Here is a 14,336-nt window from a genome sequence, read left to right as displayed (position 1 = left end):
GGAACCAGCTATGACGGAACGCGTCCACCGGATCGCCGTGATCCCCGGCGACGGCATCGGTACCGAGGTCGTCCCCGAAGGGATCCGCGCCCTGGATGCCGCGGCGAAGCGCTTCGGGATCGCCCTCGAGTACGAGTGGTTCGACTTCGCGTCCGCCGACTACTGGCTGAAGCACGGGCAGATGCTCCCGGACGACTGGTTCGAGACGCTGCGCGGCTTCGACGCCATCTTCTTCGGGGCGGTCGGCTGGCCGGAGGTGGTGCCCGACCATGTCTCGCTGTGGGGCAGCCTGATCCAGTTCCGGCGCTCGTTCGACCAGTACATCAGCCTGCGGCCGTGCCGGCTGATGCCCGGCATCAGCTCCCCGCTCGTCGGCCGCGAGCCCGGTGACATCGACTTCGTCGTCGTCCGCGAGAACACCGAGGGGGAGTACTCCTCGATCGGTGGGCGGATCTTCGACGGCACCGACCGCGAGGTGGTCGTGCAGCAGACCGTCATGACGCGCACCGGGGTCGACCGGGTGCTGCGCTTCGCCTACGAGCTGGCGGAGCGCCGGCCGAAGAAGCACCTCACCTCGGCGACGAAGAGCAACGGGATCACCATCTCGATGCCCTACTGGGACGAGCGCTTCGCCGCGGTCGGGGAGGAGCACCCCGACGTGGACCGCGACCAGTACCACATCGACATCCTCACGGCGAACTTCGTGCTCCACCCCGACTGGTTCGACGTCGTCGTCGCGAGCAACCTGTTCGGGGACATCCTGTCGGACCTCGGGCCGGCCTGCACCGGCACGATCGGCATCGCACCGAGCGCGAACATCAACCCCGAGCGCGACTTCCCGAGCCTGTTCGAACCCGTCCACGGCTCCGCGCCCGACATCGCCGGGCGGGGCGTCGCGAACCCCATCGGTCAGATCTGGGCCGGCGCGATGATGCTCGACCACCTCGGCCACCCCGACGCGGGCGCCGCCGTCGTCGAGGCGATCGAATCGGTGCTCGGCGCCTCCGACGATTCGGTGCTCACCCCGGATCTGGGAGGCCGGGGCACGACGGCCCGCCTCGGCCGCGAGATCGCCGCCGCGATCGAGGCCGATCGCGCCCGATGAAGGTGGTGGTCGCGCCCGACTCGTTCAAGGGAACGGTCGGCGCGGACGAGGCCGCGCGACTGATCGCGGCCGGCTGGAAGGCCCGGCGCCCCGACGACGAGCTCGTGTGCAAACCGATGGCGGATGGCGGTGAAGGCACCCTCGCCGCGCTCGCCGCCGCGATCCCGGGTGCGCGGTGGGAGCACGCACGGGTGCTCGGCCCGAACGGCGACGCGCTCGACGCGCCGTGGCTCATGCTTCCCGACCGGACGGCGGCCGTGGAGCTCGCGAGTGCCTCCGGAATCACCTTGATGGACGGGCTGGCGCCGCTCGACGCCCACACGTTCGGACTCGGGCAGGTCATCGCGGCCGCGCTCGATGCGGGGGCCGCGCGGGTCCTCGTCGCGCTCGGCTCGAGCGCGTCCACGGACGGCGGATCGGGGATGCTCAGCGCCCTCGGCGCGCGGTTCACCACCGCCGACGGCCAGCCGATCGGGCTCGGCGGCCAGGGCCTCGTCAGTCTGCGGGCCGTCGATCTCGCCGGCCTCCCGCGCCTGCCGAGCGGCGGCGTGATCGGGCTGTCGGACGTCACCAATCCACTGCTCGGGCCGCACGGAGCGGCGACGGTCTTCGGCCCGCAGAAGGGCGCGGACGCGGCGGGGGTGCGAGTGCTGGAACGAGCCTTGACCGCCTACGTCTCCGTGCTGCGCGACGCAGGCGTTCAGCTCGCCTCCGACGCGGCAGGCGCCGGGGCGGCCGGTGGCACCGGATTCGGGCTCATGGTCTGGGGCGGTCGCCTGGAGTCCGGAGCATCCGCGATCGCCGGCGTGATCGGCCTCGCCGATGCGGTCGACGGCGCCGATCTCGTCATCACCGGGGAGGGGCGGTTCGACGGTCAGTCGCTGGCCGGGAAGGTGCCGTCCGAGGTCCTCAGCGTCGTGCGCCGCGCACACGTTCCCGCGGCACTCGTCGCCGGGAGCATCGCGGCAGCGACGGACGAGTTCGCGCTGGCCGTGTCGTTGACGGAATCCGCAGGATCGAAGCGGGCGGCGATGGCCGATCCCCGCCGATGGCTGTTCGACAGCGGGTCCCGGCTTGCCGCCGCGTTCCCCGCGCGCGCGATGACGTGACGCGTGAAGCGGCGCGAGAGCTCAGCGATCTCGGCGCGGCGCTGCTCGACGCGGGAGCCTCGGTCACGGACGTGGCGACGTCGCTCACCCGGGCGGCAGCCCGCCATGGCGCGGGGCGGCTCGACTTCTCGGTGCTCCCGGAACTCGTCATGACCACGGAGCCGGTCTCCGGGGCGACGCTCGTCGTGCAGACCCGGAACCCGCCCCTCGCGTTCGCCCAGGCCGCCGCGGTGAATCGGCTCGCGCGAGCGGTCGAGGCGGGCACGGTCCCGCTCGCGGACATCGCCCGCGGACTCGCCGCCATCCGTGCCGCCGCCCGGTCGCACGACGGCCTCAAATGGGTCGCGGGCGCCGCGCTGGTCGCGCTCGGGCTGGCGTTGCTGTTCCGCTGCCCGTGGTGGGCCGTCGTCCTCGCGCTCGTCGCCGGGGCCGGGGTCGGCATCGTCACCAGGCTCCTCGAGCGGATCCGCAGCGCAGCGGCGATCGCGCCGTTCTTGACGGCCTGCCTCTCCACCCTGGCCGTCGGAGCCACGGCCGCAGCGCTCGGCACCGGGCCGGTGCCGCTCTACGCCGTCTGCGCGCCGGTCGCGATCCTGGTCCCCGGCGCCGTCATCACGAAGGCGTTGCTCGAACTCACGGCGACCGACATCATCACGGGCTCGGCCCGGCTCAGCTACGGGCTCATCGTGCTGGGGTTCATGGCGGCGGGCATCGCCGCCGGGGGGACGCTCACGGGACTCCGCGTCGACCCGGACTCGGTCTCGCTCGTCGGCACGGCCGCGCAGGCGACGGGGCTCGGGTCCGGGTGGCAGCAGCTCCCGCCCGTGTGGTGCTCGTGGCTCGGGGTGGTGGTGCTCGCCCTCGGCGTCGGGATCGCGTTCGGCTCCGGCCTCGCGCTCAACCTCGTGAACCTGGTCGTCATGACCGGGGCTTACGCCACGCTCACCGCCCTCACCCCGCTGCTCGGGAGCGTCACCGCGACGGGAGCGACGGCCGCCGCCCTCTTCGTCGCCGCCCGGCTCATCGAGCGGCTCACCCTCGCGGTGCCGGCGACCGTGTCATTCCAACCGGCGTTCCTGCTGCTCGTTCCGGGGACCGTGGGCTTGGTCTCGCTGGCCACGTTCGACCCCGCCGCGGTCGTCGCCGCGCTGCTCACCTTCGTGAGTCTCTGCATCGGAACCAAGATCGGCGACGCCGTCTCGGAACTCGTCGTGCATCGCAGGGGGTGACGCACGCGCGGCGTGCGCGGCCGCGGTGCGGCGTCAGGCCCCGCGTTCGACGAGCCGGCGCTGCAGCTCCTTGACCTCGTCGACGAGCTCGGGCGCCGGCCCGGTGACGGGGATGCCGGGGGCGACGGCGTTGATCGGCAGCGCGGCGACCGGTCCGGGCTCGAGGCCCCACTCGGCGCGCCACTGCGCGAGCTGCGCGGACGCGGTGGCGTAGACGATCCGCCCGAGCCCGACCCACGCGTGCGCGGCCGAGCACATCGGGCAGTGCTCGCCCGAGGTGTACACGACCGAGCGGCGACGCTCCTCGGGACTCAGGTGCTCGGCCGCCCAGCGCGCGATCTCGAACTCGGGATGGCGGGTCTCGTCGCCGCCGGCGACCCGGTTGCGGTCCTCGTATCGGACGGCCCCCGAGGCATCCACCAGCAGCGAGCCGAACGGTTCGTCGCCCGCCTCCAGTCCTTCTCGTGCGAGTTCGACGCAGCGCCGCAGGAACGCGACGTCCCGCGGGTCGGTGGCCGGCGCGATCTCGGGGATGCCGCTCATCGCGCCGCCCCGATGGCTGCCGTCTTCGTTCCGGTCGTTCGGTGTGCGTTCAAGACTGACCCCCTCGCTCGACGCCAGGGTACCCGCCCGCCGGCCGCGCCTCCGTGCGCATCCGCACGCCACGCGCCGACGGGCGGTAACGTCGGCAGCGGGCTCGCTCCGAACCCGCTCACCCCAGTCGAAACGAAGGAAGCCGGATGACCGCCGCCACCGCCGCACCCGAGCCGTCCGTGAAGCGCGTCCCGCTCGGCAGCACGGGCCTCGAGGCCCCGAACCTCCTGCTCGGCGCCATGCGCATCGAGGACCTCGACGACGCCGCGATCCGCGAGCTCGTCGACACCGCGCGCGCCGCGGGCATCACGTACATCGACCACGCCGACATCTACGGCCGCGAACTGCACGGCTGCGAACGCCGCTTCGCCGAGGCGCTCCGGCTCAGCCCCGCCGAGCGCGATGAGCTCACCATCCAGACGAAGTGCGGCATCGTGAAGGGCGAGAGCGCCTTCGACTTCTCCTACGAGCACATCGTCGACTCGGTCGAGGGCTCGCTCGAGGCGCTCCGCACCGACCGCATCGACGTGCTCCTGCTGCACCGGCCCGACGCCCTGGTCGAGCCCGACGAGGTCGCGCGGGCGTTCGACGAACTGCACGCGGCGGGCAAGGTGCGCGCCTTCGGCGTCTCGAACCACACGCCCGGACAGATCGAGCTGCTCCGCCGCTCCCTGAACCAGCCGATCGTGGTGAACCAGATCCAGCTCTCGCTCGCGCACGCCTCCGCGATCGCGCAGGGCATCGCCGCGAACATGTCCGACGAGCAGTCCGTCGTGCGCGACGGCGGGGGAATCGTCGACTACGCGCGCCTGCACGGCATCACCCTGCAGGCGTGGGCGCCCTTCCAGGGCCCGGCGGGGGTGTTCCTCGGCTCGGATCAGCACGCCGAGCTGAACGCCGTCATCGATCGGATCGCGGGCCGCTACGGCGTCGAGCCGATCGCGGTCGCGACTGCGTGGCTGACCCGGCATCCCGCCGGCATCCAGGTGGTCCTCGGCACGACGAAGCCGGCTCGGCTGGCCGCCGCGGCGGAGGGCTCCGATCTCCGGCTCAGCCGCAGCGAGTGGTACGAGCTGTTCCGCGCGGCCGGGCACATCGTGCCCTGACCGCGCGGAACGACTCGCCCGGTCAGGCGGACACGGCTTCGCGCCGCGCCTCCTCGATCTGCGCCGCCACCTTGGCGCGCTGCGCCCGGCCCCAGGTCTCGCGGGCGGTCAGGATGCCGGCGAGGCCGATCACGGCGGCGAGGATGTAGAGCATCGCGGCGCCGGGCCATCCGAACGCGCCGGTCAGCAGGGTCGCGAGCAGCGGGGCGAAGCCGCCGAGCGAGGCCGCGACCTGGTAGCCGATCGACGCGCCCGAGGTGCGCCTCGTCGTGCCGAACTGCTCGGAGAGCAGCGAGCCCTGCACGCCGGTGAGGGTGGCGTGGATGAAGGCGATGCCGAACACGAAGACGGCGAAGATGAGCGCCGGCACCCCGTCGTTCGTGAGCCAGTACATCGGGAACGCGAACAGGATCGCGGTCACGCATGCGGCGATGTACAGCGGCCGGCGGCCGAAGCGGTCGCTGAGCGAGCCGGCGAGGAAGGTGGTGCCGATGGCGACGACGCTCGCGACGGTGATCGCGGCGAGCGCGACCGAGCGGGTGTCGGGATGGTTCGTGGTGAGGTAGTTGAGCAGGAACGTCGCCGTCAGGTAGTAGGCGAACGACTCCACGATGCGCAGCGCGATGACGCGCAGGATGCCCCGCCAGTCCTTGCGGAGCGTCGCGAGGAACGGGTTCTTCTCGATCTTCCCGGTCTCCTTCGCCGCCTCGAACTCCGGCGACTCCGACAGCCGCGCGCGCACGATCAGGCCCGCGACGACGAGGACGAGGCTCAGCAGGAACGGCACCCGCCAGGCCCAGTCGCCGGGGAGGTTCGCGCAGACGAGGAACATGAGGCTCGCGAGCGCGATGCCGAGCGGGTTGCCGGACTGGGGGATCGCGGCGAACATCCCTCGCCGGTTCCACGGCGCGTGCTCGTAGGCCATGGTGACGGCGCCGCCCCACTCTGCGCCGAAGGCGAGGCCCTGGATCATGCGGATGACCACGAGGAGGATCGGGGCGAGGATGCCGACGGTCGCGTAGGTCGGCAGCACGCCGATCACGAAGGTCGCGCCGCCCATGACGAGCATGGCCCCGACCAGCACGGGCTTGCGGCCGAAGCGGTCGCCGAGGTACCCGCCGATCGCGCCGCCGATGGGGCGCATCAGGAAGCCGACGGCGAGGGTCGCGAACGCGAGGAGCGTGCCGACGACGGGGTCCTCGTTCGGGAAGAACACGGGACCGAAGTACAGGGCGGCGGCGGTGCCGTAGGCGATGAAGTCGTAGTTCTCGACGCTCGTGCCGACGGCGGCGGCGATCGCGGTCTTCACCCGGTCGGGCGAGCCCAGGGGGCTCGGGGCGGTGCTGGTCGTGCTGGTCATACCCAATCTCCTTCGATTGCGCGGTGGTGGGGTCAGGGGGTGGTGTCGTTCAGGTAGTCGGCGAGCGTGCGCTGCTCGAGCAGCTGCAGTTTCCGCACCCGGCGCCGGGTGTCCTCGTCGTCGTCGAACGTCGCCGTGAGGAAGGCGTCGAGGATGTCGCGGATGAGCGCGCGCGGCGCGAGCCAGGCGCCCATCGCGATCAGGTTCGCGTCGTCGTGCTCCACGGCCTGGTGGGCGGAGTACGGTTCGTGCGTCAGCGCGCAGCGGATGCCGTCGATCTTGTTCGCCGCCATGATCGCGCCGGCGCCGCTGCCGCAGACGAGCACCCCGCGCTCGGCCGCGCCGGACAGCACGGCGTGCGCGGTGCGGGCGGTGATGTCGGGGAAGTCGACGGGGGTCTCGTCGAAGGTGCCGACGTCCACGATCTCGTGGCCGAGGGCCGTCAGCTGCTCCTTCACGAATCCGGTCAGCGGGAACCCCGCGTGATCGGCGCCCACAGCAACTCTCATCCGGCAACTCCTTCATCCACGGTGAATGTGAACGTTTACATGGAAACGTTTACATGACTGCAGAGAGTTAACCTCCGTGGGCCCCTGCTGTCAAGTCGCGGGGTCAGCCGCGCGCGATGAGCCGCGTGGGCAGGGTCACCGATCGGGGGTGACCGCCGTCGATCAGCTCGAGCAGCAGGCGCATCGCGACCGCGCCCATGTGCGCGGCATCCTGCTCGATCACCGAGAGCGGCGGCTCCACCAGGCGCATCCAGTCCTGGTCGTCGAACGAGACCAGTTCGACCGCCGCACCGCGGCCGCGGATCGCCTCGAACGCCCCGGAGCTCATGAGCGCGTTCGAGGACAGCACCGCCGTCGGCGCCGGGCTCAGGTCGAGGAGCCGCTCGGCGGCGTCCGCGCCGCCGCCGCGCCGACCGTCGGCGAGCTGCACGAGCTCCGGCGCCGGATCCAGCCCGAGCTCGTCGCGGATGCGCTCGAACGCCGAGACTCGCGCCCGCCCCGTCGAGACGGAGACCGGCCCGGCGATCAGGCCGATGCGCCGGTGCCCGCGATCCCGCAGGTGGGTGATCGCCTGCTCGATCCCTTGCCGTACATCGAACGTCACGACGGGGGCGTCGACGCCGTCGAGCGTGCGGTTCAGCAGCACCACCGGGATCCCGGCCTCGAGGAGCGAGCTGGCGCCCTCGGCGCTGCCGCCCTGCGGCGACATCAGCACACCGTCCACGCGCTGGGCGCGGAACGCCCGGAGATACCTGGCCTCGATCGCGGAGTCCTCGTCCGCGTTGGCGAGCATCGTCACCCGTCCCGCCGCGAGCGCCTCCTGCTCCGCCCCGTGCGCCGCGTCGGCGAAGAAGGGGTTCCGCACATCGGAGATCGACAGGCCGATCACCCCCGTGCGCGCCAATCGGAGCGACTGCGCCCGCGCGTTCGGTGTGTAGCCGAGCTGCAGGGCGGCCTCGCGCACGCGCTCGCGCGACTCCGCGGAGGTGGCGGGGTTCCCGCTCAGCACCCGCGACACAGTCCCGATCGAGACGCCCGCGAGCCGCGCGACATCATGAATCGTGCTCATCCGGTGCCTCGCTCGAAAACGTTTCCACGTGCGCGGTCACGGTACCACGGCGGGGCCGCGGAGCCGTCCGATCCCCCGGCTCCGGTCACTCGGCGATGCGCACTCCCATCGGCGGCTCCAGATCTGACTCCTTCGCAGCGTGCGTCAGGAGACCCTACCCGCGCGCGCTCGTCGGCGCCGGTGTTCGCCCCTCGATCAGGCCGCGAGCACGCGGTGCCGGTCGGACGTGCTGGATGCCGTGAAGGCGACGGCCTCGTGCAGCTCCGCGTCGGCGGCCGTCGGCACCACCGACCCGGCATTGCGTCGGGCTTCGCGGAGCACGTCGGCGCGCGAGGTGTGCCACGTCGGCGCCGAGCGGCGTGCGATCCAGACGGCCTCGAAGCCGCCGCGCTGCCCGCGCTCGACGTAGGCGACGAGTCGCTGCACCTGTCCCACCGGGTACCGCGAGTCGCAGAGCCGCCAGCTGCCCGCCGCGAGCGGCTCCCAGATCAGTGTCTGCTCCATGTCGATCGACCTCCCGAGAGCATCATCGCGTCGGAACGGCCCACGCACGGGGCCCTTGACACGGGCGGCATTTCAGCTCAATCGGCTACGCTGGCCACACCGGTCGTCCTACCCCTTCCGGCAGACGGAGTGACCGTGGACCCGGCCCAACTCGCCCTCGACCCCGACGAGCTCCGCAGGCTCGACGAGTGCGCGAAGGAGCCGATCCGCACACCCGGCTCGATCCAGGCGCACGGCACCCTGCTCGGCATCGACCGCACTGGCCTCATCGCGGTGGCGAGCGAGAACGCGAGCGACTGGCTGGGGCACCTGGTGGCCGAGCTCGGCAACCCCGAACTGGAGTACGCGGTGCGCAGCGGGCACGCGATCGACCCGGTGCGGATTACCTGGCACGGCGAGGCATGCGACGCGATCGTGCATCACCGCGACGCCATCACGATCGTCGAGATCGAGCCCCTGCCGGAGACCGGCGAGTACGCCCGCACCGCGGTCGTCGGGGCGATCATGCGCACCTCGCACGCGAGCTCCGAGGAGGAGCTGCGCGCGGCGGTGGTCACCGAGATCCGTGAGATCACCGGCTTCGACCGCGTCATGATGTATCACTTCCACGACGACGGCCACGGCGAGGTGGTCGCGGAAGCGCGCGCGGATGAGCTGCCGCCGTACCTCGGCCTGCACTTCCCCTCCTCCGACATCCCGCCGCAGGCGCGCGCCCTCTACATCTCGAAGATCGGGCGCACGATCGCGAGCACCGAGGCCCCCGGCATCCCGCTCGTCGCGCTCGCCGACGACCCGCGGACGCTCGATCTGTCGGATGCCGAGCTGCGCACGGTCTCGCCCTACCACCTGCAGTTCATGCGGAACATGGGCCAGGCCTCGAGCTTCTCGCTCTCGATCGTCGAGAGCGGCCGGCTCGTCGGCATGATCACGTGCGCCGATCGGGGCGAGCGGCGTCTGCCCGTGCTGCTCCGGCGGGCGCTCGAGGTGCTGGCGGGACAGATCGCCCTGCAGCTCGCCTCGATGCGGCAGATCAGCCGCCTGCAGCACATGGTCGACGTGCGCGCGCGGCGGGCGGAACTGCTCGCCCCGCTCTACGCGTCCGACGACATCCACGCCGCGCTGCTCGGCGGCACCGCGACGGTGCTCGACCTCGTGCCGGCCGACGGCGTGCTGGTGCGGATCGCGGGCACCTCGCGGATGGCGGGCGAGACGCCCGCACTCGGCCCGATCCTGCAGGTGCTCGAGCGGGTCGGCGCGATCCCCTTCGTGTCCGAGTGCCTCGTGACGGAGCGGCCCGATCTCGCCGAGCTGATCCCTGGCGTCGCCGGCCTCCTCATCGTGCCGCTCGCGGAGTCGGGCGATGTGCTCGTGTTCTTCCGCGGCGAGCTTGCACGCGAGATCGCCTGGCTCGGGGACCCCGGCGGCACGAACCGGCCCGACGAACTGTCGCCGCGCACCTCGTTCGCCGCGTGGAAGCGCACGGTTCGGGACCGCAGTGCGCCGTGGGGCACGGTCGTCGAGGAGGCGGCGGAGCTCGGCCACGAGCTGGAGGTCGCCCTGCAGCGGCGGGCCGAGGCCCAGCTCGCCGAGCTCGCGATGCGCGACGCGCTCACCGGACTGTACAACCGGCGCTACCTGGTGGAGCGGCTGGCCACGAGGGGCCCGGTGGGCGAGGCCGGCAAGGCGATGCTCTTCGTCGACCTCGACGACTTCAAGAGCGTGAACGACGCGCACGGGCACGATGCCGGCGACGCGGTGATCCTCGAGGTCGCGAACCGCCTCACCGAGTCCTCGCGCGAGCAGGACGTCGTGGTGCGGCTCGGCGGCGACGAGTTCGTCGTGCTGCTCGACGGGGTCATCGGCGAGGATGTCGAGGCGATCGCCGATCGCATGGTGCAGTCGATCGCGGTGCCCATCGTGACCAGCCGCGCGGTGCTCTCGGTGACGGCGTCGTGCGGCGTCGTCGTGGCCGAGCCCGGCTCGCCCAGGGTCGGCCTGCTGGAGGCGGCGGACGCGGCGATGTACCGCGCCAAGCACGCCGGACGGAACCGCATCTCGCTCTGAACGGCGCGCCGCCGCTCAGGCGCCGGGTGTCAGGCCGAGGGCTCCGGGGTCAGTCGCATGCCGGCGGCCCCGTTGGCGGAGTCGATGAGCTCCTCGAGCCAGACCCGGTTGATCTCGCCGGGCGCGCCGTCGAACTCGAAGCGCAGCGTCGAGGACGGGTTGATCCACACCTGCTGGCGCGCGCCGCCGTCGCCGTCGATGGAGAGCGCGAAGGCCTCCTTGCGGCGGAGCTTGGCGAGCACGACGAACTCGAGGTGCGCGAGGGTGCGATCGGGGATCGCGAACGAGGCCGGCGGCGAGCCGTAGTGCAGATTTCCCATCGCTCCGATCCTATGCGGAAGCGAGCCGGGGTAGCCTGAATCGGTGACCCTTGTGCACCGACTGACCGTAGACGGCCGAGACTACTTCCTGCCCGACCCCGTGACCGAGCTGAAGCAGCAGGTCCTCGAGGCGATCAAGGCGGGCGGCGGGTACGTCAACATCCCGCCGCTGCGCGGCGGCCCCGGCATCGACATCCTCTTCTCGCCGGGCATGCCCGTGACCTGGTCGCAGATCGACGTCGGCGGCGACCTGTCCGAGCGCGACGACGACAAGCCCGCTGGCGCAGCCGGCGACGAGATCGTCCTCTAGCCGAGCGGGAGCGGCTAGGCGACGCTGAGCAGCCGCTCCGCCTCGGCCGCGGGCAGCGCGGGGGAGTAATAGAAGCCCTGGCCGCGATCGCAGCCCCACCGCCGGGCGCGGTCGAGATCTTCGGCGGTCTCGATGCCCTCCGCGACCACCACGGCGCCGCGCGCGTGCGCGACCTCCACCGCCGCACGGGCGAGCGCGTCCGCCTCCGGGGCCCGGTCGCGCATGAGCGAGCGGTCGATCTTGACCTCGGTGAGCGGCATGCGCCGGAGCGCCTCGATCGAGGTGAAGCCGGCGCCGAAGTCGTCGACGGAGACGCCGATCCCGCCGTCGATGAGCATCTGCAGGGCCTCGACCTCCTCGCAGCTCTCGGTGAGGGCGGGGGTCTCGGTGATCTCGGCGGTCACGGTGCCCGCCGGCAGCCCGAGCTCTCGCACGGACTCCAGCACGGTCGCGGCGAAGTCCGGGCGGAGCTGCGTCGGGGAGACGTTGATCGCGAGCCCGACGTGCCGGCCGTGGCGGTGCCACTCGGCGACGCGGCGCCCGGCCTGCTCGAGCATCGCGCGGCTGAGGTCGCCGATCAGGCCGGTGCGCTCGGCGACCGGGATGAACAGATCGGGCAGCACCAGGCCGCGAACGGGGTGCAGCCAGCGGCACAACGCCTCGACCACCACGGCTTGCCCGGTCGCGAGTTCGTACTCGGGCTGGAAGTAGGCGACCAGCTCGCCCCGCCCGACGGCGCGACGGAGTTCGTCGGCCGACTCGTCGGCGATGGGATGCGATGCGCGGCGCTCCATCCCACCAGACTCGTCCTGTCAAGCCCCTTGCGCAAGGATCGTTCGTTCTCAGCTTGAGGGTGTACCGTACCGCCTCGCGGCTTCAGCGCACCCCCGACCGCGAGCTCAGCGGGCCGATGCCGGCCAGCGGTCGTGCGCCGGGTATCCTTCCTCTGATGGGCACGCTCACCTACGACTCCAAGCTGGTCGTCTCGTTCGACGATCGGGTGCTCGCGCACCTGCAGGCGGCGATCTGGGCGAAGCTGCGACGCGGCGAACCGTTCGCCTTCACCTGGACGGAGTCCGCCTCGGCCAGCGGCTTCGGTCGCACCTCGGTCTGGCTGTCGCCGGCGATCCCCGTCGCCTTCGAGTACTTCGGGGGCCGCGCCCCGCGCCTCAACCCCGCCTGGGTGCAGGCGATGAACCGCTCGGCGAACTCCGCCGGCGGCCTCACGATCGTGCCGGAGCCGCTCGACGCCAAGCGCGAGCCCGCCTAGCGCTCCGCCGTGGCCGGGGCGGTCGGTTCGGGCACGAGGCTGAGGCCGGCGGGCGAGTTCGCCGCCCGCGTCAGTTCGCGCAGCCAGAGCGGGTTCAGCCGCGGCTCCCGTGCGTCGAAGAACTCGAAGACGATCGGGATGTCCGGGCCGAGCCAGATCGAGTTGCGGCCGCTGCCCTGCTCGGCGGGCACTTCCCAGGAGAACGCGAAGGACTCGCCGCGCCGCAGCTTGGCCAGGATGACGCTGCGCAGATGGGCGAGCGACCGGTCCTCGATCTCGACGGTCCGGATGAAGCGATAGGTCAGGATGCCCACCGCTCCAGCATGCCACCCCCGCGGTCACTCGGCCGCCACCCGGGCCGCAGGATCGGCGCCCGCGGTGCCCGCGCCCGGCTCGGGGAGCTCGCGCACCCGGGGCAGCCGCGAGCGCAGCACGTACAGCAGCTGCGCGGCGAACAGCACCGCGCACCCCGCGACGCACCACTCGATGCCGACCGTGGCGGCCAGGGCGGCGCCGAGACCGGCGCCGATCGGACGGGCACCGTAGGTGGCGACGACGAGCACGGAGGAGACCCGTCCGATCATCCGGGTCGGCGTGACCGCCTGTCGCAGCGCGGTGGTGCCGATCGTCCAGAGCACCGGGCCGAGCCCGAAGAGGAAGTAGGAGAGCACGGCGAGGGTCGGGCGGGGGACCCAGAGCGTCGCCGCGATGAGCAGCGCGGCAGCGAAGCCGCCCATCGGCCCGAACAGCGCCATCCGGCCCAGCGGGACGCGCGCCGACAGCCAGCCCGCGCTCAGTGCGCCGAGCACCATGCCGACGCCGAATGCGCCGAGCGCCACGCCGATGAGCTCCGGGGTCATGCCGAGACGCTCGAGCGCGTACACGACGAAGACGGACTGCAGCAGGAACCAGCCGACGTTGAACAGGAGCGAGGTGACGATCATCGCCCGCAGCAGCGCGTGCGTGAAGACGAAGCGCAGGCCCTCGCCGATCTCGCGCCAGGGGTGGCTGCGCGGCGCGACGTCGCCGCGCGTCACCCGCGTCGTCGCGAGCAGGGCGAGCGCCGCCCCGCAGGCGACCGTCGCAGCGACGAACGCCGTCGGGGCGCCTCCGGCCGCCACGGCCGCGCCGCCGAGCACGGGTCCCGAGATGAACGCCGCGCTCCGGCCGAGTTCGAGCCAGCGGTTCGCCGGGACGAGTTGCTCGCGCGCCACGAGCCGTGGCACGGAGGCGGGGACGGCGACGCTCAGGCCCATCGTGCCGATCGCGCCGACGAAGCCGAGCGCGAGCAGGGCCGGGAAGGTCAGGGACTCGAGCAGGAGCAGCACGACGACCGCCGCGAGGGTCGCCGTCCGCAGGGCCTCGGAGCCGAGCAGCACTCGGCGCGGGGCGGCCCGGTCCACGAGCAGCCCGAACGGCACCGCGAGCAGGAGGAACGGCAGCGTCTGCGCCACTTGCAGCAGGGCGGTCTCCGCCGCGCCCACGCCGAGCGCGAGCACCGCAAGCAGCGGTGCGGCCACGAGCACGAGCTGCTCGGCGAGCTGGGTGAGGACGCTCGCCCAGGAGAGGCGGGTGAAGCCGGAGGGGAGCGGGACGCGTTCGCGGGTGAGCTGCATGCCCCCACCCCACCACCGCGGGCGGCGCCGCTCCGGCGGAAATCGGACGGGGCGTGCGGCCCGTCCCGGCGAGGTCGGGCGCCGGATTCGACCGGATCGTGCGGACGGTGTGCGTGGCGATCCGACCGGAGAGGGCGGCGCCGCCGGATCCCGGATGACCGATTCCGCCCG

At 72.5% G+C, this 14,336-nt stretch carries 16 protein-coding genes; 7 read left to right on the top strand and 9 right to left on the bottom strand.

Annotated features, from left to right (window positions below; genetic code table 11):
* Positions 1–10: 10 nt before the first annotated feature.
* From ACFWE1_RS17225 to ACFWE1_RS17215, 3 genes are read left to right on the top strand one after another with little or no spacing between them, the layout of a single operon-like run.
* Positions 11–1,105, top strand: coding sequence for a tartrate dehydrogenase (locus ACFWE1_RS17225; protein WP_376934715.1), 1,095 nt, complete (start codon positions 11–13; stop codon positions 1,103–1,105).
* Positions 1,102–2,214: a glycerate kinase gene (locus ACFWE1_RS17220; RefSeq protein WP_376934713.1), complete on the top strand. Its 1,113-nt coding sequence runs from the start codon at positions 1,102–1,104 to the stop codon at positions 2,212–2,214. Before ACFWE1_RS17225 ends, ACFWE1_RS17220 begins: the two co-directional genes overlap by 4 nt.
* Positions 2,211–3,443 carry a threonine/serine exporter family protein gene (locus ACFWE1_RS17215; protein WP_376934711.1) on the top strand — a complete coding sequence of 411 codons (1,233 nt, stop codon included), beginning with the start codon at positions 2,211–2,213 and terminating at the stop codon, positions 3,441–3,443. Before ACFWE1_RS17220 ends, ACFWE1_RS17215 begins: the two co-directional genes overlap by 4 nt.
* A 33-nt stretch (positions 3,444–3,476) precedes the next feature.
* Here the strand turns inward: ACFWE1_RS17215 and ACFWE1_RS17210 are convergent, their stop codons facing one another.
* Complete coding sequence (locus tag ACFWE1_RS17210; protein ID WP_376934709.1) at positions 3,477–3,986, bottom strand: nucleoside deaminase; 510 nt, start codon at positions 3,984–3,986, stop codon at positions 3,477–3,479.
* A 197-nt stretch (positions 3,987–4,183) separates the two neighbouring features.
* Between ACFWE1_RS17210 and ACFWE1_RS17205 the strand changes: the two genes are divergently transcribed.
* Positions 4,184–5,143: an aldo/keto reductase family oxidoreductase gene (locus ACFWE1_RS17205; RefSeq protein WP_376934707.1), complete on the top strand. Its 960-nt coding sequence runs from the start codon at positions 4,184–4,186 to the stop codon at positions 5,141–5,143.
* 22 nt (positions 5,144–5,165) lie between these two features.
* Here ACFWE1_RS17205 and ACFWE1_RS17200 read toward each other — a convergent pair whose 3' ends face one another.
* From ACFWE1_RS17200 to ACFWE1_RS17185, 4 genes are all read right to left on the bottom strand, one after another.
* Positions 5,166–6,503, bottom strand: a complete 1,338-nt coding sequence (locus tag ACFWE1_RS17200) for an MFS transporter (RefSeq protein WP_376934705.1) — start codon at positions 6,501–6,503, stop codon at positions 5,166–5,168.
* A 32-nt stretch (positions 6,504–6,535) separates the two neighbouring features.
* Positions 6,536–7,012, bottom strand: coding sequence for an RpiB/LacA/LacB family sugar-phosphate isomerase (locus ACFWE1_RS17195; RefSeq protein WP_376934703.1), 477 nt, complete (start codon positions 7,010–7,012; stop codon positions 6,536–6,538).
* A 103-nt stretch (positions 7,013–7,115) separates the two neighbouring features.
* Positions 7,116–8,081 carry a LacI family DNA-binding transcriptional regulator gene (locus tag ACFWE1_RS17190; protein WP_376934701.1) on the bottom strand — a complete coding sequence of 322 codons (966 nt, stop codon included), beginning with the start codon at positions 8,079–8,081 and terminating at the stop codon, positions 7,116–7,118.
* A gap of 195 nt (positions 8,082–8,276) precedes the next feature.
* Positions 8,277–8,585, bottom strand: coding sequence for a hypothetical protein (locus ACFWE1_RS17185; RefSeq protein ID WP_376934699.1), 309 nt, complete (start codon positions 8,583–8,585; stop codon positions 8,277–8,279).
* Between the two features lie 135 nt (positions 8,586–8,720).
* On the opposite strand from ACFWE1_RS17185, the gene ACFWE1_RS17180 reads away from it, so the two are divergent.
* On the top strand, positions 8,721–10,649 hold the full coding sequence (locus ACFWE1_RS17180; protein WP_376934697.1) for a diguanylate cyclase: 1,929 nt from the start codon (positions 8,721–8,723) through the stop codon (positions 10,647–10,649).
* Positions 10,650–10,678: 29 nt separating this feature from the next.
* Here the strand turns inward: ACFWE1_RS17180 and ACFWE1_RS17175 are convergent, their stop codons facing one another.
* Entirely contained in the window at positions 10,679–10,969 is a 291-nt protein-coding gene (locus tag ACFWE1_RS17175) for a hypothetical protein (protein ID WP_376934695.1), read from the bottom strand.
* Between the two features lie 43 nt (positions 10,970–11,012).
* Here ACFWE1_RS17175 and ACFWE1_RS17170 point away from each other — a divergent pair, with 43 nt between their 5' ends.
* A complete protein-coding gene (locus ACFWE1_RS17170) occupies positions 11,013–11,279 on the top strand; it encodes a hypothetical protein (protein ID WP_376934693.1) in 267 nt (88 codons plus the stop codon).
* A gap of 14 nt (positions 11,280–11,293) precedes the next feature.
* On the opposite strand, the gene ACFWE1_RS17165 is transcribed toward ACFWE1_RS17170, so the two are convergent.
* Positions 11,294–12,073: an EAL domain-containing protein gene (locus tag ACFWE1_RS17165; RefSeq protein ID WP_376934691.1), complete on the bottom strand. Its 780-nt coding sequence runs from the start codon at positions 12,071–12,073 to the stop codon at positions 11,294–11,296.
* A 155-nt stretch (positions 12,074–12,228) separates the two neighbouring features.
* Between ACFWE1_RS17165 and ACFWE1_RS17160 the strand changes: the two genes are divergently transcribed.
* Complete coding sequence (locus tag ACFWE1_RS17160; RefSeq protein ID WP_376934689.1) at positions 12,229–12,549, top strand: ATP-dependent DNA ligase; 321 nt, start codon at positions 12,229–12,231, stop codon at positions 12,547–12,549.
* On the opposite strand, the gene ACFWE1_RS17155 is transcribed toward ACFWE1_RS17160, so the two are convergent.
* Both ACFWE1_RS17155 and ACFWE1_RS17150 read right to left on the bottom strand, forming a co-directional pair.
* On the bottom strand, positions 12,546–12,863 hold the full coding sequence (locus ACFWE1_RS17155; RefSeq protein ID WP_376934687.1) for an ATP-dependent DNA ligase: 318 nt from the start codon (positions 12,861–12,863) through the stop codon (positions 12,546–12,548). The genes ACFWE1_RS17160 and ACFWE1_RS17155 overlap by 4 nt on opposite strands.
* Positions 12,864–12,887: 24 nt before the next feature.
* Entirely contained in the window at positions 12,888–14,165 is a 1,278-nt protein-coding gene (locus ACFWE1_RS17150; protein WP_376934686.1) for an MFS transporter, read from the bottom strand.
* Positions 14,166–14,336: the final 171 nt, after the last annotated feature.

Source organism: Agromyces sp. NPDC060279 (assembly GCF_042726785.1).
GTDB lineage: Bacteria > Actinomycetota > Actinomycetes > Actinomycetales > Microbacteriaceae > Agromyces.
The sequence above is the reverse complement of the archived record's forward strand: the minus strand, read 5'-3'. Positions and strand labels throughout refer to the sequence as shown.